The sequence below is a fragment of the Stenotrophomonas sp. SKA14 genome, assembly GCF_000158575.1.
GTDB lineage: Bacteria > Pseudomonadota > Gammaproteobacteria > Xanthomonadales > Xanthomonadaceae > Stenotrophomonas > Stenotrophomonas forensis.
Map to the genome: position 1 here is coordinate 3,333,704 of NZ_DS999412.1, position 21,085 is coordinate 3,354,788.

Here is a 21,085-nt window from a genome sequence, read left to right on the forward strand (position 1 = left end):
CCTCACCCCTGGGGGCTCGATGGCGCCATCCATGGCGCCAACGGTCCTGCAGCCCCACACCGCCCCGCCTCTGACGGTTCATCGCGATCTGTCGGGACGGCATTCTGCTCTGGTGGGTGCCGACCTTGGTCGGCACGGTAGATCCACGCCATGCGTGGATGAGCGCTACAGAGAAGTGTCGAGGGATGGAATCGACCGGGAATCTGATGGCCTACCCCACTTCCCCCAGCAACGCCTGCAAGCCCGGCAACCAGTGCTTGCCCGGGTGGCGTACCAGCCACAGGGTGCGCTGCAGGGCCGGCAGCGGGGTGTCCAGCACGCGCAGGCGGCCCAGCGCCAGCGGCTCTTCCAGCGCGTGGCGCGAGAGACAGGCCAGGCCAAGGCCGGCGATCGCGGCCTGCTTGATCGCTTCGGTATTGCCCAGCTGCAGGGTCTGGGCGAATCCGCGCAGGTGCGGCAGCAGGGCCTGTTCGACGGCTTCTCGGGTGCCGGAGCCGGGTTCGCGCAGCAGCCAGCGGGCGCGGCGTAGTTCATCCAGTGTCCATCGGGCCGGGGCGTCGGCGGCCGCGACAATCACCAACGGATCCTGTTGCCATGCGGTTACCTGCAAGCCGCGCTCGTGGCACGGGCCCTCGATCAGGCCCGCGTCGACGTCCAGCCGCTGCACGGCAGCGACCACGCCGGCACTGTTGTCGATGCGCAGGTCGACCTCGGCCTGCGGCGCCTGCCGCAGCAGCTCGGCGATGCGCGGTGGCAGCAGGTAGTTGCCGATGGTGGTACTGGCGGCCAGCACCAGCCGCAGGGGTGCACCCTGGGCAAGGTCGCCGCCAGCGGCCAGCTGCCGCTCCAGGTCGGCGGCGTTGACCAACAGGGTGCGCGCCGGCTCAAGCAGTGCGCGGCCATGTCCGTTCAGGGTCAGGCGGCGGCCGATGCGGTCGAACAACGGGGTACCGAAATGTGCCTCCAGCTCCTGCAGGGCGGCACTGCTGGCCGACTGCGAGAGCGCGATGGCCTGGCCGGCCGCGGTGGTGCTGCCGTGATCGGCGATGGCGACGAAGACCTGCAGCTGGCGCAGGGTCAGGCGCATGGTAATTACCCTTTTTATAGGTAGGTTTCACCCATATTATTCGTTTTACAGGTCAATCACACAGGCGCACGCTGGCGCCATCACTCCAGCCCCGCCCTCGTCATGAACGCCCCTGCCCTCTCCCCCTGGTCCCTGCCCGCCCTGCGCCAACGCTGGCAGCCGCGTCTGCCCGGAATTCTGCTGGTCGGCCTGATCGCGGCGGCGTCGCTGTACCTGGCCGAGCTTCCCTGGCTTCAGGCGCACGGCCTGAGCGCGCTGACCGTGGCCATCGTCGCCGGCATCGTGGTCGGCAACACCCTCTACCCGCGGCTGGCGCCGAGCAGCGCAGCCGGTGTCGGCTTTTCCAAGCACTGGCTGCTACGTGCCGGCATCGTGCTGTATGGCCTGCGCCTGACCTTCCAGGACATCGGCCATGTCGGCGTCAGCGGTGTGCTGATGGACGTGCTGGTCGTCGCCAGCACCTTCGGCCTGGCCTGCTGGCTGGGTGTGCGCGTTTTCAGGATGGAGCGCGAGGCAGCGATGCTGATCGGTGCCGGCAGCGCGATCTGCGGCGCGGCCGCAGTGATGGCCGCCGAGCCAGTGGTGCGCGGCCGCGCCGCGCAGGTCACAGTGGCGGTGTCGACGGTGGTGGTGTTCGGCACGCTGGCGATGTTCCTGTACCCGGCACTGTATGCACTGGTGCAGTCGCATGGCTGGCTGGCCATCGACGCACGCCAGTACGGCCTGTTCACCGGCGCGACGGTGCATGAAGTGGCGCAGGTGGTGGCCGCAGGCCGTGCGGTAAGTGAAGCCGCCGCCGATACTGCGGTGATCACCAAGATGGTCCGGGTGATGCTGCTGGCGCCGTTCCTGGTCGCGCTGTCGCTATGGCTGGCGCGTGGTGGCAAGGCCAGCGCCGATGGCAGCAAGGCGCGCATCGTGGTGCCGTGGTTCGCATTCGGTTTCGTGGCGGTGGCCGGGTTCAACTCGCTGCATCTGCTGCCTGCCGGCCTGCAGGCCGGGCTGGTGCAGCTGGATACCGTGCTGCTGGCCATGGCGATGGCCGCGCTGGGCCTGACCACCCACGTCTCGGCGCTGCGCCAAGCTGGGCTGAAGCCGCTGCTGCTGGCGCTGATCCTGTTCGCCTGGCTGCTGTTTGGTGGGCTGGCGATCCACCAGGGCGTGCTGGCGGTGCTGGGCTGAGCAGGAGTGTGCCGACCCAGGTCGGCACCCACATGGATGAAGACCCCAGGACGGGAGCTGCCGCGCGGACGGGTACAATGCGCCATGACTGACTTCTCGACCCTGCCGCTGAGCCCGGCCCTGCAGCCCGGCCTGGATGCCCTCGGCTACACCACCCTCACCCCCGTGCAGGCGCAGAGCCTGCCGGCCATCCTCGATGGCCGTGATGTGATCGCACAGGCGCCGACCGGCAGCGGCAAGACCGCCGCCTTCGGCCTGGGCCTGCTGCAGGCGATCGACCCCAGCCTGATCCGCGTGCAGGCGCTGGTGCTGTGCCCGACCCGCGAACTGGCCGACCAGGTCGGCAAGCAGATCCGCAAGCTGGCCACCGGCATTCCCAACCTGAAGCTGCTGCTGCTGGTGGGCGGTGTGCCGCTGGGCCCGCAGCTGGCGTCGCTGGAAGGCCACGACCCGCACGTGGTGGTCGGCACGCCCGGCCGCGTGCAGGAACTGGCACGCAAGCGCGCGCTGAACCTGGGTGCGGTGCGCACGCTGGTGCTGGACGAGGCCGACCGCATGCTCGACATGGGCTTCGAGGAGCCGATCCGCGAGATCGCCGGCCGCACCCACAAGGACCGCCAGAGCCTGCTGTTCTCGGCCACCTTCCCCGACAGCATCCGCGCCATGGCCCGCGACCTGCTGCGCGATGCGGTGGAAGTGACCGTGGAAGGCGCCGACCAGGCACCGGCGATCCGCCACCTGTTCTGCGAGGTGGAACCGGCCCACCGCCAGAAGGCACTGGCCGGCCTGCTGCTGAAGTACACGCCCGAATCGGCGGTGGTGTTCTGCAACACCCGCAAGGACGTGGACGAAGTGGCCAACTCGCTGCAGCAGTTCGGCTTCTCCGCCCTCGCCCTGCACGGCGACATGGAGCAGCGCGACCGCGAGGAAGTGCTGCTGCTGCTGGCCAACCGCAGCTGCAACGTGCTGGTGGCCAGCGACGTGGCCGCGCGCGGGCTGGACGTGGAAGAGCTTGCGGCGGTGATCAACTACGAACTGCCGACCGACGTGGAGAGCTACCAGCACCGCGTGGGCCGTACCGGCCGTGCCGGTGCCAGCGGCCTGGCGATCAGCCTGGTGGCCGGCCGCGAGAAGTCCCGTGCCGAAGCGATCGAAGCGCAGATGGGTCAGCCGCTGGACTGGCAGAAAACGCCGCTGGCAACCTCGCGCCCGGCCGAGCTGCCGCAGGCGGCAATGCGCACGCTGCGCATCGATGGTGGCAAGACCGACAAGCTGCGCCCGGGCGACATCCTCGGTGCGCTGACCGGTGATGCCGGCCTGTCGAGCAAGTTCATCGGCAAGATCGCGATCTTCCCGACCCGCTCCTACGTGGCGATCGCCCGTGAGCAGGCCAACAAGGCCGTGGCGAAACTGGAAGCCGGCAAGATCAAGGGCCGTCGATTCCGCGTGCGGATGATGTAATGACCTGACCGGGTGGGTGCCAACCAAGGTTGGCAACTACCGGTTCACGGCGGTTCGCTCTGGTAGGTGCCAACCTTGGTTGGCACTCACCCTACGATCAGAACACCAGTTCGGTGTACAGCGGCAGATCCGCTTCCCAGCGTACACGGCCGCCCAGGCCGTCCAGCTCGACCAGCACGCCGGCACCGACCACGTCGACACCCAGGCGGCGCACCAGCGACAACGCGGCGACCAGCGTGCCGCCGGTCGCCAGCACGTCGTCGATGATCGCGACACGGGCGCCGGCCGGCAGCGCATCGGCGTGCACCTCGATGCAGTCGCTGCGGTATTCCAGCGTGTACTCCTCGCGCAGCACCTGGCCCGGCAGCTTGCCCGGCTTGCGTACCGGCACGAAGCCCACGCCCAGTTCCAGCGCCATCGCGGCGCCGAGGATGAAGCCACGCGATTCAATGCCGACCACCGCGTCCAGCTTCTGGTCGCGCCAACGGTCGGCCATCGCGGTGATCGCACCACGGAAGTCCTCGCCGTGGGCGAGCAGCGGCATGATGTCCTTGAAGAGGATGCCGGGCTTGGGGAAGTCGGCGATGTCGCGCAGGCGGGAGGCCCACTGCGGAGCGACGAGGGCGTCGGTCATGTCACGTTGGCTATCTGATGGCGGCATAGGGTACCTGTTCCGGGCGCCACCTGCCTGGTGAGGGGTGTCGGCCGGGCTGCGCCCGGCACCTGCAGAGGCTTCAAGCAACGGCAACGGCAACGGCAAGAGCTGGTTTCCTGAGGGATGGCGGGGTGGGTCCGGTTGCGGGAGACGCCGTAAACCCGTCCCTGGGGGCTTGGCCGCGGCATCCATGCCGCGGACACTCCCGCAACCGGACCCATCCCGCCTTCGACAGAATTCTGCGATCTGTCGCGGATCCACGCCATGCGTGGATGAATCTCCATCGGAATCGAATATTTCGAATTGGAATCGAAAAGCATCCACGCATGGCGTGGATCTACCGTGTCGACCAAGGTCGACACCCACCCGCAGCGGCCGGAAATCTGTCGGAGGTGGGGCGATGTCGGAGTGCGGGGTGTCAGCCGCATGGATGCGGCTGCCAAGCCCCCATGGATGGGTTTACGGCGTCCCCGCACTCCGACACCGCCCCGCCAAACCACGGAATCCAGCTTTTGCTGTGGCTGTTGACCTTGCCTCTGCGGGTGCAGGGCACAGCCCTGCCAAAACCCACCCTCAGGAACTGCAGGACAGCATCGAGCAGCCGGCGCGGTTGTCGGCCCACGCCGGGCGCTTGCCGGCGAAGTGTCCAAGCCCCGGGCGCTCGGTGTACGGGTCGCGCAACACCTCCTGCAGCGCCTGCACGCCACCGAGGTCACCCTGCTCCGCGCGATCGATCGCCTCCTGCGCCAGCCAGTTGCGCAGCACGTACAGCGGATTGGCTGCAGCCATCTTCGCCATGCGTTCGCCGGCCGACAGCGGATCGGCGCGCAACCGCGTCGCGTAGTCCTGCAGCCACTGCTGCAACGGTGCCTGCACCGCCTGCTGGCGCGTCTCGCCGTAGTACACCGCGTCCAGCACCGCCGCATCCGGTGCCGCCGGATCGAGGCGCATCAGCGCGCGCCAGGCCAGGGTCATGTCCATGGCGCCGTCCTGCATCAATTGCTGCCAGCGCAGGTAGAGCTGCAGGTCGTCATCGGCGGCGGCGGCCAGGCCGAGCTTGGCGGCGGCATCGCGACGCGTGCATGCCACGAAGGTGGACTGGTAGGCGGCCAGGCCGGCCTGCAACGGTGCCACATCGGCAAACAGCGGCGCCAGCGCCTGCGCCAACCGGCTCAGGTTCCAGTACGCCACCTGTGGCTGCGTACCGAAGCGGTAACGGCGGCCCTGCGCGTCGGTGGTGTTCGGCGTCCAGTCCGGGTCGAAATCCTCGACCCAGCCGTAAGGGCCGTAATCGAGCGTGAGGCCGAGCACGGACAGGTTGTCGGTATTCATCACGCCGTGCACGAAACCCACGCGCATCCAGTGCGCGATCATCTCGGCGGTGCGTACCGCGATCTGCGCGAACCAGTCGCCATACAGCGCCTCGCCCTGCCCTTCGAGTTCCGGGAAGTCGCGGGTGATGCAGGCATCGACCAGCTGCCGCAGCAACGCGGTTTCACCGCGCGACGCCGGCAGTTCGAACGAACCGAAACGCAGGAACGAGGGCGACACGCGGCACACGATGGCGCCGGGCTCGGCACGCGGGTGGCCGTCATAGAACATGTCGCGCACCACGTCTTCGCCGGTACCGACCAGTGACAGCGCACGCGTGCTCGGCACGCCGAGGTGGTGCATCGCTTCGCTGCACAGGAATTCGCGGATCGACGAGCGCAGCACTGCACGACCATCGGCACCGCGCGAATACGGCGTTGGGCCCGCGCCCTTCAGCTGCAGCTCCCAGTGGCGTCCATCCGGCGCAACCAGTTCACCCAGTGAGATCGCACGGCCATCGCCCAGCTGCCCGGCCCAGTGGCCGAACTGATGCCCGCCGTAGTTCGCCGCCCACGGCTGCATGCCGGCGTACAGCGCATTGCCGCCGAACACGCGGGCGAAGCCTTCGCCCTCGACTTCAGCGGCATCGAAACCCAGCATCCTGGCCACCTCCGGCGACCACGCCAGCAGAGCGGGCGCTGCCACCGGCGTGGGCATCACCGGTGACCAGGCCGCGCCCAGCACTTCACGGCGGCGCGGGCCGGATTCGGGGTCACCCGGCAGGGCATTCAGCAGGCGGTTGTCGAAACGGGGGGAGTCGGTATCCATGGCCTTGAAGATGGGGACGACCGCCGCCCGCCTCAATTGCCGCCGAGCGCCTGCAGGTGGCCGCCGTAGGCCTCGGCGCGCTGGTAGGCTGGCCGCTCGCCGATGCGCTTTAGGAAGCCACGCAGCGCTGGCTTGTCGTCGAGGCCACCACCCCGTGCGGCCGCAGCCTGGATCGGGAAGCTCATCTGGATGTCGGCCGCGCTGAACCGCTCACCCGCGAACCACGGGCTTTCGGCCAGGCGGCGCTCCATCCAGTCCAGGTGCAGGCGCCGCTGCGGACCGATGAAGCCCCGCTCGGCCTTGTCGGCGATGCTGCGCGCGATCGGGCGCGCGAAGAACGGCATCGGCGCGTTGCGGATTCGGCCCATCACCAGGGTCAGCAGCAACGGCGGCATCGCCGAGCCCTCGGCGTAGTGCAGCCAATAGCGGTAGGCGATGCGCTCGGCGCCCTCCGCCGGCATCGGTGACGGCGACAGCTGGCGCTGGGTGTCGTAGCGGTCGGCAAGGTAGTCGAGGATCGCGCCGGATTCGGCCAGCACCAGCTCGCCATCCTGCAGTACCGGCGACTTGCCGAGCGGATGCACGTTGCGCAGCTCGGGCGGCGCCAGCAGCGTTTTCGGATCGCGCGGATAGCGACGGAGCTCGTAGTCCAGCCCCAGCTCCTCCAGCATCCACAGCACGCGCAGGGAACGGGAGTTTTCCAGATGGTGGACGATGCGCATGAGGATGATCCTTGGGAAGACCTGCATCGTACCGCGCGAGGATGCATGCCGCTTGTAGAGTCGAGCTTGCTCGACTGTCGTTGAAAGCAGTCGAGCAAGCTCGACTCTACAAAACGGTGGGCAATAAAAAACGCCGGAAGCTTTCGCTTCCGGCGTTCTGGCTACCCAACGGTAGCAGACGGATTAGACCGCCTGCACCTGGTCAGCCTGCATACCCTTCTGACCCTGGACGGCGATGAAGGTAACCTTCTGGCCTTCCTGCAGGGTCTTGAAGCCGGTGCCCTGGATGGCACGGAAGTGCACAAACAGGTCCGGGCCGCTTTCCGGGGTGATGAAGCCGAAGCCCTTGGCGTCGTTGAACCACTTGACGGTGCCGGTCTGACGATCAGACATTTGACTAACTCCTGAAACACATGTTGAAAAAATCGCAGCCACCGGGTATCGGGGCCGAGACTGAGTTGCAGGCGTTGGTAAAGCGGATCGATGAGCGGATCGTGAGATCAACTGCACCAGGCCACGATTCACGGTGACCCTAGCAAACACAGTGGGACGAACGATACGCGTGTTTTCTGCAAAAAGCGATAGCCCGGACGTTCATGGGCAGGCCCTGCCCGCTAGGCGTGACAAGGGCTGGCAGCCGATCGTGGCTAACTCCGAGTCCCCATTCAGGTTTTTCCTACCCTACACTGGGTAAATGACTGAAGCTGAAACCCAAGCTGAATCCGCCCTCCCCCGCATCTGGGTGGATGCGGACGCCTGTCCCGGCGTCATTCGCGACATCCTGTTCCGGGCCGCTGAACGCGTCGGGATCGAGCTGACCCTGGTCGCCAACCAGTGGATCCGCACCCCGCCCTCGCGCTGGCTGCGCTCGATCCAGGTGCCACAGGGCCTGGATGTGGCCGACAGCGCCATCGTCGAGCGGGTTGCCGCCGGCGACCTGGTGGTCACCCAGGACATTCCGCTGGCCGCGCTGGTGCTGGAGAAGAAGGCCGTCGCGCTGAACCCGCGCGGCCAGCTGTACACCCCGAACAACATGGCCGAGCGGCTGTCGATGCGCAATTTCATGGAAGAACTGCGCGGCGCCGGGGTCCAGACCGGGGGCCCGCCGCCCCTCGGCCCACGCGACCGGCAGCTGTTCGCCGCCGAACTGGACCGTTGGCTGGCCCGGCGTCCCGTCCGCTGAACGGCGCTACCCCGCCTGATCCGGCAGGCACAGGCGGCGCTGGCTGCTGAACTGCCGCCGTTCCCCGCTGAGCGGATCATCGAAGGCCAACCCCTGTGCCAGCAGCTGCAGGGGCAGCTCGACCGCCCCCTCCGGGCGCGACCTCAAGTGCGGATACAGGTCATCGCCCTCGATCGGCGCGCCCAGCGCGGCCATGTGCACGCGCAGCTGGTGCTTGCGGCCAGTCTCCGGCCGCAGCCGGAAGCGCCAGATCGGTCCCTCCGCTTCGATCAGTTCGATCCGGCTGCGCGCATTGGGCTCGCCCGGCACTTCGGCCATGCGGAAGAACGGCTCGCCTGGCACCAGCCGGCTATGCCGCTGCAGTGGGAACGCCGCGCCCGGCATGGCCGGTGCCAGTGCCTCATAGATCTTCTCGATGCGCCGTTCGCGGAACAGCCGCTGGTAGGCATCGCGTGTCGCCGGCTGCGTGGAGAACAGCACCAGTCCGGCCGTCAGCCGGTCCAGCCGATGCAGCGGCACCAGCTCGGGGTTGCCGGTGCGGGCGATCAGACGCGCCAGCAGGGTTTCGCGCACGTGCCGGCCGGCCGGCGTCACCGGCAGGAAGTGCGGCTTGTCGGCCACCAGCAGGTGCGCATCCAGATGGACGATGGTCTCGGCGAATGGAATCAGCGGCTCGTCGGCCACCTCGCGGAAGTACTGGATCTCCAGCCCCACCTGCCAGGGCAGGTCGGGCGCCAGCGCCCTGCCCTGCGCGTCCTGCACGCGACCACGGGCGAAGCGGTCCTGCCATTGCGCGCGGTCGATGCGCGGGAAACGCGCACACAGGCCTTCGAGCAGGCTGAGCCAGTGGCCGGGCGGCAGCTGCAACCGGCTGGGCGGGGTCATCGCGTCCATTCCTGTGGTGGATAGAGCGTGCAAGCGTGCCACGTTGACACCTTGCCGACAGCCTGGCAACGGACACCCCTGGAGCAAACCTCTATCATTGTCCTCTTTAGTCCACGGATCCCCCATGGCTCTGACCGCCACCATCCGCAAGGCCGAACTGCAGATCAGCGACATGGATCGCGGCTACTACGCGACCCACAACCTGACCCTGGCCCAGCATCCGTCCGAGACCGACGAGCGCCTGATGGTGCGCCTGCTCGCCTTCGCCCTCAACGCTGGCGATCGCCTGGAATTCGGCCGTGGCCTGAGCACCGACGATGAGCCGGACCTGTGGGAGCACGACTACACCGGCGACATCCTGCAGTGGATCGACCTGGGCCATCCGGACGAATCGCGCATCCGCAAGGCCTGCAACCGCAGCCGCCAGGTGCAGGTGGTGAACTACGGTGGCAACGCCTCCGAGATCTGGTGGACCAAGCAGGGCAAGGGCCTGTCGCGTTTCGACAACCTGTCGGTGGTCGACCTCGACGGTGCCTTCGTCGAGCAGTGGGGCCAGCAGATCCAGCGCGCCATGCGCTTCAGCGTGCTGATCCAGGATGACGAAGTGCAGATTCTCAACGATCAGATCCAGCTCGACATCATCCCGAACTGGCGCAAGCGCGCCAAGGCATGAGCACGATCCGCTGCGATGTGGTGGTCATCGGCGCCGGCGCGGCCGGGCTGATGACCGCGATCACCGCCGGCCAGCGCGGCCGCCAGGTGCAGGTGATCGACCATGCCAACAAGATCGGCAAGAAGATCCTGATGTCCGGCGGTGGCCGCTGCAACTTCACCAACACCGGTACCACCCCGGCCAACTTCCTGTCGGCCAATCCGCACTTCTGCAAGTCGGCGCTGGCCCGCTACACGCCCTGGCATTTCATCGAACTGGTCAGCAAGCACGGCATCGCCTACCACGAAAAGGAACTGGGCCAGCTGTTCTGCGATGTCTCGTCCAAGCAGATCGTGAAAATGCTGGTGGACGAATGCCAGGCGGCCGGCGTGCAGGTCCGTACCGACTGCAGCGTGCAGCGCATCGAGCACGGCAGCGACGGCTTCCGGGTGCACACCAGCCACGGCCTGTTCCACTGTGCCTCGCTGGTGGTCGCGACTGGCGGGCTGTCCATTCCGAGCATGGGTGCCACGGGTTTCGGCTATGAGATCGCACGCCAGTTCGGCCACGCGGTGCTGCCGACCCGCGCCGGGCTGGTGCCGCTGACGCTCAGCGGCAAGCACCAGGAGCGGCTGGCCGAGCTCAGCGGTGTCGCCCTGCCGATCGAGGCGCGCTGCAACGGAAAGAGCTTCCAGAACTTCATGCTGCTGACCCACCGCGGCGTCAGCGGCCCGGCAATCCTCCAGATTTCGTCCTTCTGGCAGCCTGGCGACGCGCTGGAGCTGGATCTGTTGCCCGGCCAGGATGCGGGCGAATGGCTGCGCCAGATGAAGCGCGAGCGGCCCGCCGCCGAGTTGCGCACGGTACTGGGCGAGGTGCTGCCCAAGCGGCTTGCGCAGCGCCTGTGCGAACACTGGCTGCCCGACCGCCCGGTGCGCCAGCTGGACGAGCCGGTGCTGCGCCAGGCCGCGCAGCTGCTGGGCGCGTTCCCGTTGGTGGCCAGCGGCACCGAAGGCTATCGCACCGCCGAGGTCACCCTGGGCGGCGTGGACACTGCCGAGGTTTCGTCCTCGACGATGGAATCCAGGCGCGTGCCCGGCCTGCACTTCGTTGGCGAGGTGCTGGACGTGACCGGCTGGCTGGGCGGCTACAACTTCCAGTGGGCCTGGGCCAGCGGCCACGCGGCCGGTGGCGTGGTGTGAACCACATCGCCGTTCGATGCGCGCAAGGGGTGCGCGCATGGACGGTTCGGCGCGCATCGTGTATCTAGATTTGCAGATTGGGGAGCAGTGCATGCAGAACGCGAACGACATCACCATCCGCCTGCTGATCGTCGATGACAGCGGCGAGAATGCCGAAGCCATCGTCAGCGCCCTGCGCAACAGTGGCATCGCGGTGCGCCCGTGGCGCCCGCAGGATGCGGCCGAGCTGGCCCAGGTGCTGGACAGCCAGGCCATCGACCTGGTGCTCGCCTCGCCCTCGCCGGGCATTCCGCTGCCGCTGGTGGCCCAGCACATCGCGGCCAGCGGCAAGGATATTCCGCTGGTGCTGCTGGCCGAGCGCATCGACGAGGACGAGCTGGTGCAGGCCAGCAGCCATGGCATCCGCGCCCTCGCCCTGCGCCAGCGCCCCGAGCACCTGCTGGCCGTGGTCCGCGACCAGTGGGTGGACCTCCAGGCGCGCCGTGGCCTGCGCCGCATCGAGGCACAGATGCGCGAAACCGAGCGCCGCTGCGACGCGCTGATCGCCTCCTCGCGCGACCCCATCGCCTACGTGCATGAAGGCATGCACATCCGGGCCAACGACGCTTATCTGGAGATGTTCGGCTACGAGCATTTCGACGACATCGAAGGCATTTCGCTGCTGGACATGGTCGCCGCGCAGCATGTGGAAGGCTTCAAGCAGCTGCTGAAAGGCCTCAGCCGTGGCGAAGCGCCGCCGCCGCAGTACCAGCTCGACGCCCGTCACGAAGATGGCAGCGCGTTCCCCGCAACGATGGAGTTCACCGCGGCGACCTACGAGGGCGAATCCTGCCTGCAGGTGGTGCTCCGCCGCCGCATGGAATTCGATCCGGAGCTGGCACGCGAAGTCGAAGACCTGCGCCAGCGTGACCAGGTCACCGGCCTGCTCAACCGCCCGACCTTCATGCTGCAGCTGGAAAGCGCGGTGGCCCAGGCCGGTCGCAGCGAAGGCCAGTTCGGCCTGCTGTTGATCGAACCGGACCACTACGCACGCCTGCTGCCGGACATCGGCCTGGCCTCGGCCGACGCGCTGATCGGCGCGCTCGCCGCCCTGCTGGCCGAGGTGGTCGGCGAGGACGCGCAGCTGGCCCGCTTCGGCGAACACAACTTCGCCGTGCTGCAGGCCGGTCCCTATGCGCAGACCGTTGCGTTGGCCGAGCGCATCCGCGAAGCCTATGCCGCGCATGTCTTCAGCATCGGCGCGCGTTCGGCCACGGTGACGGTCAGCATCGGCGGCGTGCAGGTGGGCGAGAAGATCGCCAGCATCGGCCAGGTGCTGGCACGTGCCAGCGAATGCACGCAGGCCGCTGCCGAGCTGGGCAATACCTGCCGCATCTTCGACCCCGCCGCTGCCGACCGCGTGGAGGAAGAGCGCGTGCTGCGCTGGGTGGCGCGCATCCGCGAAGCGCTGGCCGGCGACGGCTTCCAGCTGCACTACCAGCCGGTGCTGAATCTGCAGGGCGAGCCGCTGGAGCTGTACGAGGCCTACCTGCGCCTGGAGCACAACGGCGAGCTGCTGAGCCCGACCGCGTTCCTGGGCATTGCCGAGGAGCACGGGCTGCTGGCCGACATCAACCGCTGGGTGGTTTCGCGGGCCATTGCGGTGCTGGGCCAACGTGCGCGCGAAGGCCATGCCACCCAGGTGCTGGTGAAGGTCACCCCGGAATCGTTCGACGATCCGCAGATGATCGCCACCCTGCGCCGCGAGCTGCAGGCACAGGGCGTGCCGGGCGAACGGCTGTGGCTGCACGCACCGGAAGCGAAGGTGTTCACCCATCTGCGCAGCGCGCAGCAGTTCCTCGCCGAGGTCGCGCCCCTGGGCTGCCGCATCGGCCTGGAGCAGTTTGGTTCGGGGCTGGATTCGTTCCAGCTGCTGGCCCACTTCCAGCCGCAGTTCCTCAAGCTGGACCGCGGTTTCACCAGCGATCTGGCGGCCACCCGCGAGAACATCGACCGCATCAGCCAGATCACCGCGCGTGCGCAGGAAGCCGGTATCCGCACCATCGCCGAGTTCGTCAGCGACGCCAATTCGATGACCCTGCTGTTCAGTGCCGGCGTGGACTACGTGCAGGGCGACTTCGTTGGCCCGGCCTTGCCGGAGATGGGGTTCGAGTTCGGGTAACCCTCGGGGCTGCCGGCCAGCGGCCGGCACTACCGAACGAAAAGGCCGGCTTTCGCCGGCCTTTTCATTGATCAGGTCATGTCGACCAGATTCTCGATCCTGACGTCCGGATTGACGTCGGCTTCGTAGTCGACGCCGTCCACGCCGAAACCGAATAGGCGCAGGAAGTCGGCCTTGTAGCCGGCCAGGTCACTGATCTCGTACAGGTTCTCGTTGGTCACCTGCGGCCACAGCGCAACCACCTTGCCCTGCACGTCCGCGGCCATTTCCTTGTAGTCGGCACGCAGGCGGCCTTCCTCATCGACCAGCGCGACGGTGTGGCCATCGGCATCGACCAGGTCGTGGCGCAGGCGATCGACCGCCACGCCCTCAGCCTTGCCGCCGTAGAGGATGTCGTACAGCACGTCCAGCTGCTCGATGCAGCCTTCATGGGTGCCCTTTTCCTTCATCACCTTGAACAGCAGCGACAGGTACAGGGGCATGGTCGGAATGGCCGAGCTGGCCTGGGTGACCACGGCCTTCAGCACCGACACGCGTGCATCGCCACCGATCTTTGCCAGCTTCTCGCGCAGGCCCAGCACCTTGGTGTCCAGGTCCTTCTTGGCGGCACCGATCGAGCCGTTCCAGTAGATCGCCTGGGTGATCTCTTCGCCCACGTAGGTGAAGGCGGTGGTGGTGCAGCCGTTGGCCAGCACGCCGGCATCGGCCAGCGCATCGATCCACATCTGCCAGTCTTCGCCACCCATGACCGCAACGGTGCCGGCGATTTCTTCGGCGGTAGCCGGCTGCAGGTGAGTCTCGGTCAGCACTTCCTTGTCGGTATCCAGGCCACGCAGGGTGATCGGCTCGCCGATCGGCTTCAGCGTGGAGCTGATGATTTCGCCGGTCTTCGGGTGCTTGCGGCGCGGCGCAGCCAGGCTGTAGACCACCTGGTCGACTTGGCCGAGATCGGCCTTGATCATCTCGATGGCCTTTGCCTTCACTTCATCGGAGAAGGCATCACCGTTGATGCTCTTGGCGTACAGGCCGGCTTCGTCGGCGTACTTGTGGAACGCGGCCGAGTTGTACCAGCCGGCGGTGCCGGGCTTGGACTCGCTGCCCGGGCGTTCGAAGAAGATGCCCAGGGTCGCCGCGCCGCTACCGAACGCAGCGGTGATGCGCGCCGCCAGGCCGTAGCCGGTGGAGGCACCAATGACCAGCACGCGCTTGGGGCCGTTCTGGATCGGCGGGCGCGCGCGGATGTAGTCGATCTGCTGCTTGACCGCGGCCTCGCAGCCGGTCGGGTGGGTGGTGACGCAGATGAAGCCGCGGACGCGCGGTTTGATGACCATGGATACCTCGGGTTGGCAGATGCGGCGCACGGGGCGCTCAGCAGGAATACGGGTGCGCGCCTGCGCGCGCGAACCGCAGGATCGTAGTGCGCGGGGGAAGATTGCACAACCGACGCTGGCGTAGGGTGAGGGTTTGTTCTGCAGGGCTGCGCCCTGCACCCGCGGTAGTGCCGGCCGCTGGCCGGCAACTTCAACGTCAACGTCAAAAGCTGGGTTCCTGTGGGTTGGCGGGGTGGGTCCGGTTGCGGGAGACGCCGTAAACCCATCCATGGGGGCTTGGCCGCGGCATCCATGCCGCGGACACTCCCGCAACCGGACCCACCCCGCCTTCGACAGATTCCCGCGATCTGCTGGTACGGCGTCTGGCCTTGGTAGATGTCGACCTTGGTCGACACGGTAGTTCCACGCCATGCGTGGATGAATTCATTCGATATCTGACAGATGTGCCGACCAAGGTCGGCACCCACCAACAGCCGCAGGAAACGATCTGGGGCAGAGCCCCCTGAGTCAGGGGGCGGCCGCGAAGCGGCGGGGGTGTGGGAGCTGGTAAGTGGGGCCCACGGTTCGCGCAGCGAAGCGTAGGAGCGACAGCGCGCATGCGATGACGCGTACCAGCCCTGCCAACAAAAAACCCCGCTTGCGCGGGGTTCCCTGTGTACTGCGTGCAACAGGTGATTACGGGCGACGGGCCAGGGCCTCGACGTCCTTCGCCTTCGGCAGCAGGTCCTGCTTGCTGACGCGCAGGAAACCGATCGTCAGCATCGGCACCGCCACCAGGATCGAGGACAACACCACGATCACCGCACCGATCATGTGCGTCTCGGCGAGGCCTTCCATCGAGCTGCCGCCGTACATGTACAGGGCAAGCGCCGACAGGAAGAACATCACCGCCGTGATCACCGTACGCGACAGCGTCTGGTTGATCGAACGGTTCAGCACTTCCATCGAGTCCACGCGCAGGCTGCGGAAGTTCTCGCGGACGCGGTCGAACACCACGATGATGTCGTTGATCGCAAAGCCCATCACCGACAGCAGGCCGGCCAGCACGGTCAGGTCGAACTCACGGCCCAGCAGGGACACGTAAGCCACCGTCACGATCAGGTCGAACATCGCCACGATGCTGGCGGTGACCGCGAACTTCCATTCGAAGCGCACCGCGATGTAGATCAGGAAGCCGGCCAGCATGAAGATGGTGGCGTACAGGCCATTCATCGCCAGGTCCTTGCCGATCTGCGGGCCAACGAACTCGTTGCGCAGCACGGTGGCCTGGTTGTCGGCGGTGGACAGTGCCTTCACCACGGCCGCGGCGGTGGCCTTGTCCTCGGCAGCGGCATCACCGGTACCCGGAGCATGCTCGCCGTGCGGGGCCAGGCGGATCAGCAGGTCGGTGTTGCCACCGACACTCTGCACCTGCGCGCCGTCAAAGCCGTTTTCCTCGAGCTTGGTACGCACCTGCTCGACGTCCACCGCCTTGTCGAAGCGGGCTTCGATCAGCGTGCCGCCGGTGAAGTCCAGCGCATAGTTGAAGCCCTTGAAGCCAATGATGGCGATCGAGGCCAGGAACACCACGATGGTGACCGCCATGGCGACATGGCGCCAGCGCATGAAGTCGATCTTGGTGTCGTTCGGGAGGATGTGCAGCGGAAACAGTTTCATGTGCGTGTCGTCCCGTCAGATGGCCACGTTCTGGAGCTTCTTGCGGCTGCCGTAGATCAGCGTCGCCAGCGCACGCGACACGGTGATCGCGGTGAACATGGAGGCGAAAATACCGATGATCATGGTCAGCGCGAAGCCCTTCAGCGGACCGGTACCGAATGCGAACAACGCCACACCGACGATCAGGCCGGTCAGGTTGGCGTCGAGGATGGTGCCCGAGGCACGCTCGTAACCGGTCACGATCGCGGTCTTGCCCGGCACGCCGGCACGCAGTTCTTCACGGATACGCTCGTTGATCAGCACGTTGGCGTCCACCGACAGGCCGACCGACAACGCCAGGCCGGCAAAGCCCGGCAGGGTCATGGTCGCGCCGAACATCGACATCACCGCCACCACGATCAGCAGGTTGAACAGCATCGCGATCGAGGTGATCACGCCGAACATGCGGTAGTAGATGCTGAAGAACACCAGGGTGAACAGGAACGCGAACACCACTGCGCGCATACCGTTCTTGACGTTCTCGGCGCCCAGGCTCGGGCCGACCACGCGCTCTTCGACGAAGTCCATCGGCGCCGCCAGCGAGCCGGACTTCAGCAGCTTGGCCAGGTCCTCGGCTTCCTTCTTCTGCAGGCCGGTGGTCTGGAAGTTCTTGCCGAACACGCCGTTGATGTTGGCCACCGAGATCACTTCCTCGTTGACCTTGAAGCCACGCACTTCCTGGCCGTCGACGACGGTCACGGTCGGCACGCGCTCGGTGTAGACCACCGCCATCGGCTTGTTCACGTTGGCGCTGGTGAAGTCGAACATGCGCTGGCCACCGACGTTGTTCAGCGTGACGCTGACCGCCGGCGAGCCACTGTTCGAATCGGTCACCGCCTGCGCGCCCACCATCTGGTCACCGGTGACGATCACGCGCTTGTTCAGCAGCACCGGGCCACCGCCATCACGACGCTGGTAGACCTTCGCTTCCGGCGGGATGCGGCCAGAGGCGATCGCGTCCTGCGCATTGCCATCAACCACCGCACGGTATTCCAGGGTGGCGGTGGCGCCGATCATGCGCTTGGCTTCGGCGGTGTCCTGCACGCCCGGCAGCTGCACGACCACGCGGTCGGCACCCTGGCGCTGGATGATCGGCTCGGCCACGCCCAGCTGGTTCACGCGGTTGCGCAGGGTGTTGATGTTCTGCTCGATGGCACCGTTGGCGATCTGGGTGATCTCGGCCTCGGGAATGGTCACCGTAATGCGGCTGCCGCTGACGTCGTAACCGAGGGTCGGCTGCGCCTTGACCAGCGCGGTACGGGCCAGCTGTGCAGCATCATCACCGGCCGACGGGCTCAGGTTGGCCACGATGGTGTTGTCGGCACGACGCTCAACCGACTGGTAGGCGATGCGGGCGTCACGCAGCGTGCTGCGCACGTCTTCGGTGTAGGCGTCCAGGCGCTTGTCCAGGGCGGCCTTCTGGTCGACCTGCAGCACGAAGTGCACACCGCCCTGCAGGTCCAGGCCCAGCACCATCGGACGACCGCCGAGGTTGGCCAGCCAGTCCGGCACGGTCGAGGCCAGGTTCAGCGCCACGGTGTACTGCTCGCCGATGGTGTCACGCAGGGCGTCGCTGGCAGCGGACTGCGCCTTCAGGTCCGGCAGGCGGACGATCAGGCTCTCCCCTTCCTTCTCGGCGCCAATGGTGGTGACACCGGCCTTGTTCAGGTCGGCCATCACACGGTCGCGCAGCGCATCGTCGACCTGCCCGCCACGGTTGGCGGTGATCTGGAGGGCCGGGTCCTTCTGGTAGATGTTGGGCAGCGCGTACAGCGCACTGAGCGCCAGTACGATCAGGATGACGACGTACTTCCAGCGTGGAAATTCGAGCATTGCTTGGGTCCCGCGCGGCGCCATCCCCGGCGCCGCGGTTGTGCTTCGGAAAGGGAGTGGCTTACTGGGCCGACTTCAGGGTACCGGCCGGCAGCACGTTGCCGACAGCGCCCTTCTGCACGCGGATGCGCACGTTGTCAGCCACTTCGATGGTGATGAAGTTGTCGCCGATGTCGGTGACGATGCCGGCGATGCCGCCGTTGGTCAGCACTTCGTCGCCACGCTTGATCTTCTCCAGCATGGCCTTGTGCTCCTTCTGCCGCTTCATCTGCGGGCGGATCATCAGGAAGTACATGATGGCGATCAGGATGATCGGGAACAGCAGCGTGGTCAGGCCCATGCCCTGCGGTTGGCCGCCGGCGGCCTGGGCGTGGGCGGCGGGAATCAGGAAGGCAAGCAGGTTCATCGTTGGTCCTTTGGTTGGGCGGCGCTTCGGCCCTTTCACGGGCACGAGGTGTCGACCGCGGATCTGGGTCAGCCTTGAAGTATGCCACGGCCCCGGGCGTTCGTCCTTGGGCCGTTTGGCAGGGGGTGTCCGGGTTACAGGGGCGGCGCGACCGCCCCCCGTGCCGCGTAGAAGGACTCACGGAAGGCCAGGAAGGTTCCCGCCTCGATCGCCGCACGGATGTCGGCCATCAGCTTTTCGTAATAGAACAGGTTGTGCAGGGTGCCCAGCATCGGCGCCAGCATCTCGTTGCAGCGGTCCAGGTGGCGCAGGTAGGAGCGGGTGTAGCCGCCGGTGCAGGCCACGCAGCCGCAGCCCGGCTCGATCGGGTCCATGTCGCGCGCGTACTGGGAGTTGCGGATGCGGACGGTGCCGAACGAGGTGAAATAGTGGCCGTTGCGGGCGTTGCGGGTCGGCATCACGCAGTCGAACATGTCCACGCCGCGTGCGACACCCTCGACCAGATCCTCCGGCCGGCCCACGCCCATCAGATAGCGCGGGCGGTCGCCCGGCAGCTCCGGGTCCAGGTGGTCGAGCATGGCATTGCGCTCGTGCTCCGGCTCGCCCACGGCCAGGCCGCCGATGGCGTAGCCGTCGAAGCCGATCGCCTGCAGGGCCTCGGCCGAGCGGCTGCGCAGGTCGGTGTGCACGCCGCCCTGGACGATGCCGAACAGCGCCGCGTCGTTGCCCAGCTCGTCATGCGCGTTGCGGCTGCGCTGGGCCCAGCGCAGGCTCAGCTCCATCGAGCGGCGAGCGACATCTTCGGTGGCCGGGTACGGGGTGCACTCGTCGAAGATCATCACCACGTCCGAATCGAGCACCTTCTGGATCTTCATGCTCTCCTCCGGGCCCAGGAACACGCGGGCGCCATCGGTGGGCGAGGCGAAGGTCACGCCCTGCTCGGTGATCTTGCGGCGATGGGCCAGCGAGAACACCTGGAAGCCACCGGAGTCGGTCAGGATCGGGCCATCCCAGCGGCAGAAGCCGTGCAGGCCGCCGTGGTCGGCGATGATGTCCAGGCCCGGGCGCAGGTACAGGTGGAAGGTGTTGCCGAGGATGATCTCGGCGCCCAGCGCACGCACCTGGTCCGGCAGGATGCCCTTGACCGAGCCATAGGTTCCCACCGGCATGAAGGCCGGCGTTTCCACCGTGCCGCGCGGGAAGGTCAGGCGGCCACGGCGGGCACGGCCGTCGCGGGTCTTGAGCTGGAACTGCAGTCGGGACATGGAGCGGTCATTCAGGCAAATAGTCGCCCATTGTCTCCCAAGAAGGCGTGCGCACCAAGGTGCGCACCCACAGGGGCCTTGCCTTCCCAGGCTGCCCTCCTTCACAGAGCACCCTACCCTCCCAGGGTGCCCTGCCTCCTCAGCCCGCCTGCGGGAACAGCAGCATCGCGTCGCCGTAGCTGAAGAAGCGGTAGCGCTGCTCGATCGCGTGCTGGTAGGCCTCGAACACGCGTTCCTTGCCGGCGAACGCGGAGATCATCATCAGCAGCGTGCTTTCCGGCAGGTGGAAGTTGGTCACCATCGCGTCGACGCTGCGGATGCGGTAGCCCGGAGTGATGAAGATCTGCGTCTCGCCGGCGAACGGCAGCAGCTCGCCATCGCGCATCGCGCTTTCCAGTGCGCGCACCACCGTGGTGCCAACGCCGATCACCCGGCCACCGGCCGCACGCGTGCGCCGCACCTGCTGAACCAGCTCGGCGCCGACGTTCAGCCACTCGCGGTGCATCACGTGGTCCTTCAGGTCATCGGCACGCACCGGCTGGAAGGTGCCCGCGCCCACGTGCAGGGTGACGTGGCCGAAGTCCACGCCCTTGTCCTTCAACGCGGCCAGCAGCGGTTCGTCGAAATGCAGGCCGGCAGTCGGTGCGGCCACCGCGCCCACTTCACGCGCGAACACCGTCTGGTAACGCTCGCGGTCGTCCACGCCGGGCTCGCGCTGGATGTACGGCGGCAATGGCAGGCGGCCGGCGTGCAGCAGCCACTGCTCCAGCGATTCGGGCACATGGAACTGCAGCACGTAGAACTCGCCGTCGCGGCCCAGCACTTCGGCTTCGCCGCCGGCATCCAGCGCGATGCGGCTGCCGGCCTTCGGCGACTTGCTGGCGCCCACCTGCGCACGCGCCTGCTGGCCGCCGAGCAGGCGCTCGATCAGGATCTCCACGCGGCCACCGCTGGCCTTCTGCCCGAACAGACGCGCCGGAATCACCCGGGTGTCGTTGAACACCAGCAGGTCGCCCGGCTGCAGCTGCGACGGCAGGTCACGCACCTGCAGGTCGGTGAAGGCTGCCGGGGCGGGGGGCACCAGCAGCAGGCGGCTGGCGGAACGTTCAGCCAGGGGCGCCTGCGCGATCAGTTCGGCCGGCAGGTCGTAGTTGAAATCGGACTTCTTCAAGGCAGTGGGCGGCAACAGGTCGACAATGGCGCGCATTGTACGTCCAGCGTCTGCG

General features: G+C 67.2%; 18 protein-coding genes. 6 read left to right on the top strand and 12 right to left on the bottom strand.

Features of this window, described 5'->3' with window-relative positions:
* Positions 1–211 precede the first annotated feature (211 nt).
* Positions 212–1,087 (bottom strand): LysR family transcriptional regulator, encoded by an 876-nt coding sequence (locus SSKA14_RS14925; protein ID WP_008267760.1) that lies wholly within the window; start codon positions 1,085–1,087, stop codon positions 212–214.
* Between the two features lie 102 nt (positions 1,088–1,189).
* On the opposite strand from SSKA14_RS14925, the gene SSKA14_RS14930 reads away from it, so the two are divergent.
* Both SSKA14_RS14930 and dbpA read left to right on the top strand, forming a co-directional pair.
* Positions 1,190–2,269: a YeiH family protein gene (locus SSKA14_RS14930; protein WP_008264914.1), complete on the top strand. Its 1,080-nt coding sequence runs from the start codon at positions 1,190–1,192 to the stop codon at positions 2,267–2,269.
* Positions 2,270–2,353: 84 nt separating this feature from the next.
* Positions 2,354–3,730: an ATP-dependent RNA helicase DbpA gene (dbpA, locus tag SSKA14_RS14935; RefSeq protein ID WP_008266564.1), complete on the top strand. Its 1,377-nt coding sequence runs from the start codon at positions 2,354–2,356 to the stop codon at positions 3,728–3,730.
* A 97-nt stretch (positions 3,731–3,827) separates the two neighbouring features.
* Here the strand turns inward: dbpA and SSKA14_RS14940 are convergent, their stop codons facing one another.
* The 4 genes from SSKA14_RS14940 to SSKA14_RS14955 all read right to left on the bottom strand — a co-directional run bounded on the left by SSKA14_RS14940 (position 3,828) and on the right by SSKA14_RS14955 (position 7,639).
* On the bottom strand, positions 3,828–4,364 hold the full coding sequence (locus SSKA14_RS14940; RefSeq protein ID WP_008268206.1) for an adenine phosphoribosyltransferase: 537 nt from the start codon (positions 4,362–4,364) through the stop codon (positions 3,828–3,830).
* 594 nt (positions 4,365–4,958) lie between these two features.
* Positions 4,959–6,524, bottom strand: coding sequence for a YdiU family protein (locus SSKA14_RS14945; RefSeq protein ID WP_008265604.1), 1,566 nt, complete (start codon positions 6,522–6,524; stop codon positions 4,959–4,961).
* 32 nt (positions 6,525–6,556) lie between these two features.
* Entirely contained in the window at positions 6,557–7,246 is a 690-nt protein-coding gene (locus SSKA14_RS14950) for a glutathione S-transferase (protein ID WP_008268440.1), read from the bottom strand.
* A gap of 183 nt (positions 7,247–7,429) precedes the next feature.
* On the bottom strand, positions 7,430–7,639 hold the full coding sequence (locus tag SSKA14_RS14955; RefSeq protein WP_004153307.1) for a cold-shock protein: 210 nt from the start codon (positions 7,637–7,639) through the stop codon (positions 7,430–7,432).
* A gap of 301 nt (positions 7,640–7,940) precedes the next feature.
* Between SSKA14_RS14955 and SSKA14_RS14960 the strand changes: the two genes are divergently transcribed.
* Positions 7,941–8,429, top strand: a complete 489-nt coding sequence (locus SSKA14_RS14960) for a YaiI/YqxD family protein (protein WP_008264931.1) — start codon at positions 7,941–7,943, stop codon at positions 8,427–8,429.
* 6 nt (positions 8,430–8,435) lie between these two features.
* Here SSKA14_RS14960 and SSKA14_RS14965 read toward each other — a convergent pair whose 3' ends face one another.
* Positions 8,436–9,314 (bottom strand): pseudouridine synthase, encoded by an 879-nt coding sequence (locus tag SSKA14_RS14965; RefSeq protein ID WP_040007955.1) that lies wholly within the window; start codon positions 9,312–9,314, stop codon positions 8,436–8,438.
* A 124-nt stretch (positions 9,315–9,438) separates the two neighbouring features.
* Between SSKA14_RS14965 and SSKA14_RS14970 the strand changes: the two genes are divergently transcribed.
* The 3 genes from SSKA14_RS14970 (at position 9,439) to SSKA14_RS14980 (ending at position 13,329) form a co-directional block, all read left to right on the top strand.
* Entirely contained in the window at positions 9,439–9,987 is a 549-nt protein-coding gene (locus tag SSKA14_RS14970) for a YaeQ family protein (RefSeq protein ID WP_008266357.1), read from the top strand.
* Positions 9,984–11,168 (top strand): NAD(P)/FAD-dependent oxidoreductase, encoded by a 1,185-nt coding sequence (locus tag SSKA14_RS14975; RefSeq protein WP_008265205.1) that lies wholly within the window; start codon positions 9,984–9,986, stop codon positions 11,166–11,168. The genes SSKA14_RS14970 and SSKA14_RS14975 overlap by 4 nt, the downstream gene beginning before the upstream one ends.
* 91 nt (positions 11,169–11,259) lie before the next feature.
* Positions 11,260–13,329 (top strand): EAL domain-containing protein, encoded by a 2,070-nt coding sequence (locus SSKA14_RS14980; RefSeq protein WP_040009725.1) that lies wholly within the window; start codon positions 11,260–11,262, stop codon positions 13,327–13,329.
* 71 nt (positions 13,330–13,400) lie between these two features.
* Here SSKA14_RS14980 and fabV read toward each other — a convergent pair whose 3' ends face one another.
* From fabV to queA, 6 genes are all read right to left on the bottom strand, one after another.
* A complete protein-coding gene (gene fabV / locus SSKA14_RS14985) occupies positions 13,401–14,660 on the bottom strand; it encodes an enoyl-ACP reductase FabV (RefSeq protein WP_008265622.1) in 1,260 nt (419 codons plus the stop codon).
* 675 nt (positions 14,661–15,335) lie between these two features.
* Entirely contained in the window at positions 15,336–16,316 is a 981-nt protein-coding gene (secF, locus tag SSKA14_RS14990; RefSeq protein WP_008266874.1) for a protein translocase subunit SecF, read from the bottom strand.
* Positions 16,317–16,331: 15 nt separating this feature from the next.
* Positions 16,332–18,188 (bottom strand): protein translocase subunit SecD, encoded by a 1,857-nt coding sequence (secD, locus tag SSKA14_RS14995; RefSeq protein ID WP_008268828.1) that lies wholly within the window; start codon positions 18,186–18,188, stop codon positions 16,332–16,334.
* A 61-nt stretch (positions 18,189–18,249) separates the two neighbouring features.
* On the bottom strand, positions 18,250–18,594 hold the full coding sequence (yajC, locus tag SSKA14_RS15000; protein ID WP_006434333.1) for a preprotein translocase subunit YajC: 345 nt from the start codon (positions 18,592–18,594) through the stop codon (positions 18,250–18,252).
* Positions 18,595–18,728: 134 nt separating this feature from the next.
* Positions 18,729–19,859: a tRNA guanosine(34) transglycosylase Tgt gene (tgt, locus tag SSKA14_RS15005; RefSeq protein ID WP_006434331.1), complete on the bottom strand. Its 1,131-nt coding sequence runs from the start codon at positions 19,857–19,859 to the stop codon at positions 18,729–18,731.
* 139 nt (positions 19,860–19,998) lie between these two features.
* Positions 19,999–21,066 (bottom strand): tRNA preQ1(34) S-adenosylmethionine ribosyltransferase-isomerase QueA, encoded by a 1,068-nt coding sequence (queA, locus tag SSKA14_RS15010; protein WP_008266666.1) that lies wholly within the window; start codon positions 21,064–21,066, stop codon positions 19,999–20,001.
* Positions 21,067–21,085 lie beyond the last annotated feature (19 nt).

Excerpts from the sequence above, each read along its gene's own strand:
- tgt (WP_006434331.1), bottom strand. The coding sequence starts at position 19,859 with ATGTCCCGACTGCAGTTCCAGCTCAAGACCCGCGACGGCCGTGCCCGC.
- SSKA14_RS14980 (WP_040009725.1), top strand. The coding sequence starts at position 11,260 with ATGCAGAACGCGAACGACATCACCATCCGCCTGCTGATCGTCGATGAC.
- SSKA14_RS14970 (WP_008266357.1), top strand. The coding sequence starts at position 9,439 with ATGGCTCTGACCGCCACCATCCGCAAGGCCGAACTGCAGATCAGCGAC.
- SSKA14_RS14930 (WP_008264914.1), top strand. The coding sequence starts at position 1,190 with ATGAACGCCCCTGCCCTCTCCCCCTGGTCCCTGCCCGCCCTGCGCCAA.
- SSKA14_RS14945 (WP_008265604.1), bottom strand. The coding sequence starts at position 6,524 with ATGGATACCGACTCCCCCCGTTTCGACAACCGCCTGCTGAATGCCCTG.
- SSKA14_RS14965 (WP_040007955.1), bottom strand. The coding sequence starts at position 9,314 with ATGACCCCGCCCAGCCGGTTGCAGCTGCCGCCCGGCCACTGGCTCAGC.
- SSKA14_RS14925 (WP_008267760.1), bottom strand. The coding sequence starts at position 1,087 with ATGCGCCTGACCCTGCGCCAGCTGCAGGTCTTCGTCGCCATCGCCGAT.
- dbpA (WP_008266564.1), top strand. The coding sequence starts at position 2,354 with ATGACTGACTTCTCGACCCTGCCGCTGAGCCCGGCCCTGCAGCCCGGC.
- SSKA14_RS14940 (WP_008268206.1), bottom strand. The coding sequence starts at position 4,364 with ATGACCGACGCCCTCGTCGCTCCGCAGTGGGCCTCCCGCCTGCGCGAC.
- SSKA14_RS14950 (WP_008268440.1), bottom strand. The coding sequence starts at position 7,246 with ATGCGCATCGTCCACCATCTGGAAAACTCCCGTTCCCTGCGCGTGCTG.
- secD (WP_008268828.1), bottom strand. The coding sequence starts at position 18,188 with ATGCTCGAATTTCCACGCTGGAAGTACGTCGTCATCCTGATCGTACTG.
- secF (WP_008266874.1), bottom strand. The coding sequence starts at position 16,316 with ATGAAACTGTTTCCGCTGCACATCCTCCCGAACGACACCAAGATCGAC.
- SSKA14_RS14960 (WP_008264931.1), top strand. The coding sequence starts at position 7,941 with ATGACTGAAGCTGAAACCCAAGCTGAATCCGCCCTCCCCCGCATCTGG.
- SSKA14_RS14955 (WP_004153307.1), bottom strand. The coding sequence starts at position 7,639 with ATGTCTGATCGTCAGACCGGCACCGTCAAGTGGTTCAACGACGCCAAG.
- SSKA14_RS14975 (WP_008265205.1), top strand. The coding sequence starts at position 9,984 with ATGAGCACGATCCGCTGCGATGTGGTGGTCATCGGCGCCGGCGCGGCC.
- queA (WP_008266666.1), bottom strand. The coding sequence starts at position 21,066 with ATGCGCGCCATTGTCGACCTGTTGCCGCCCACTGCCTTGAAGAAGTCC.
- fabV (WP_008265622.1), bottom strand. The coding sequence starts at position 14,660 with ATGGTCATCAAACCGCGCGTCCGCGGCTTCATCTGCGTCACCACCCAC.
- yajC (WP_006434333.1), bottom strand. The coding sequence starts at position 18,594 with ATGAACCTGCTTGCCTTCCTGATTCCCGCCGCCCACGCCCAGGCCGCC.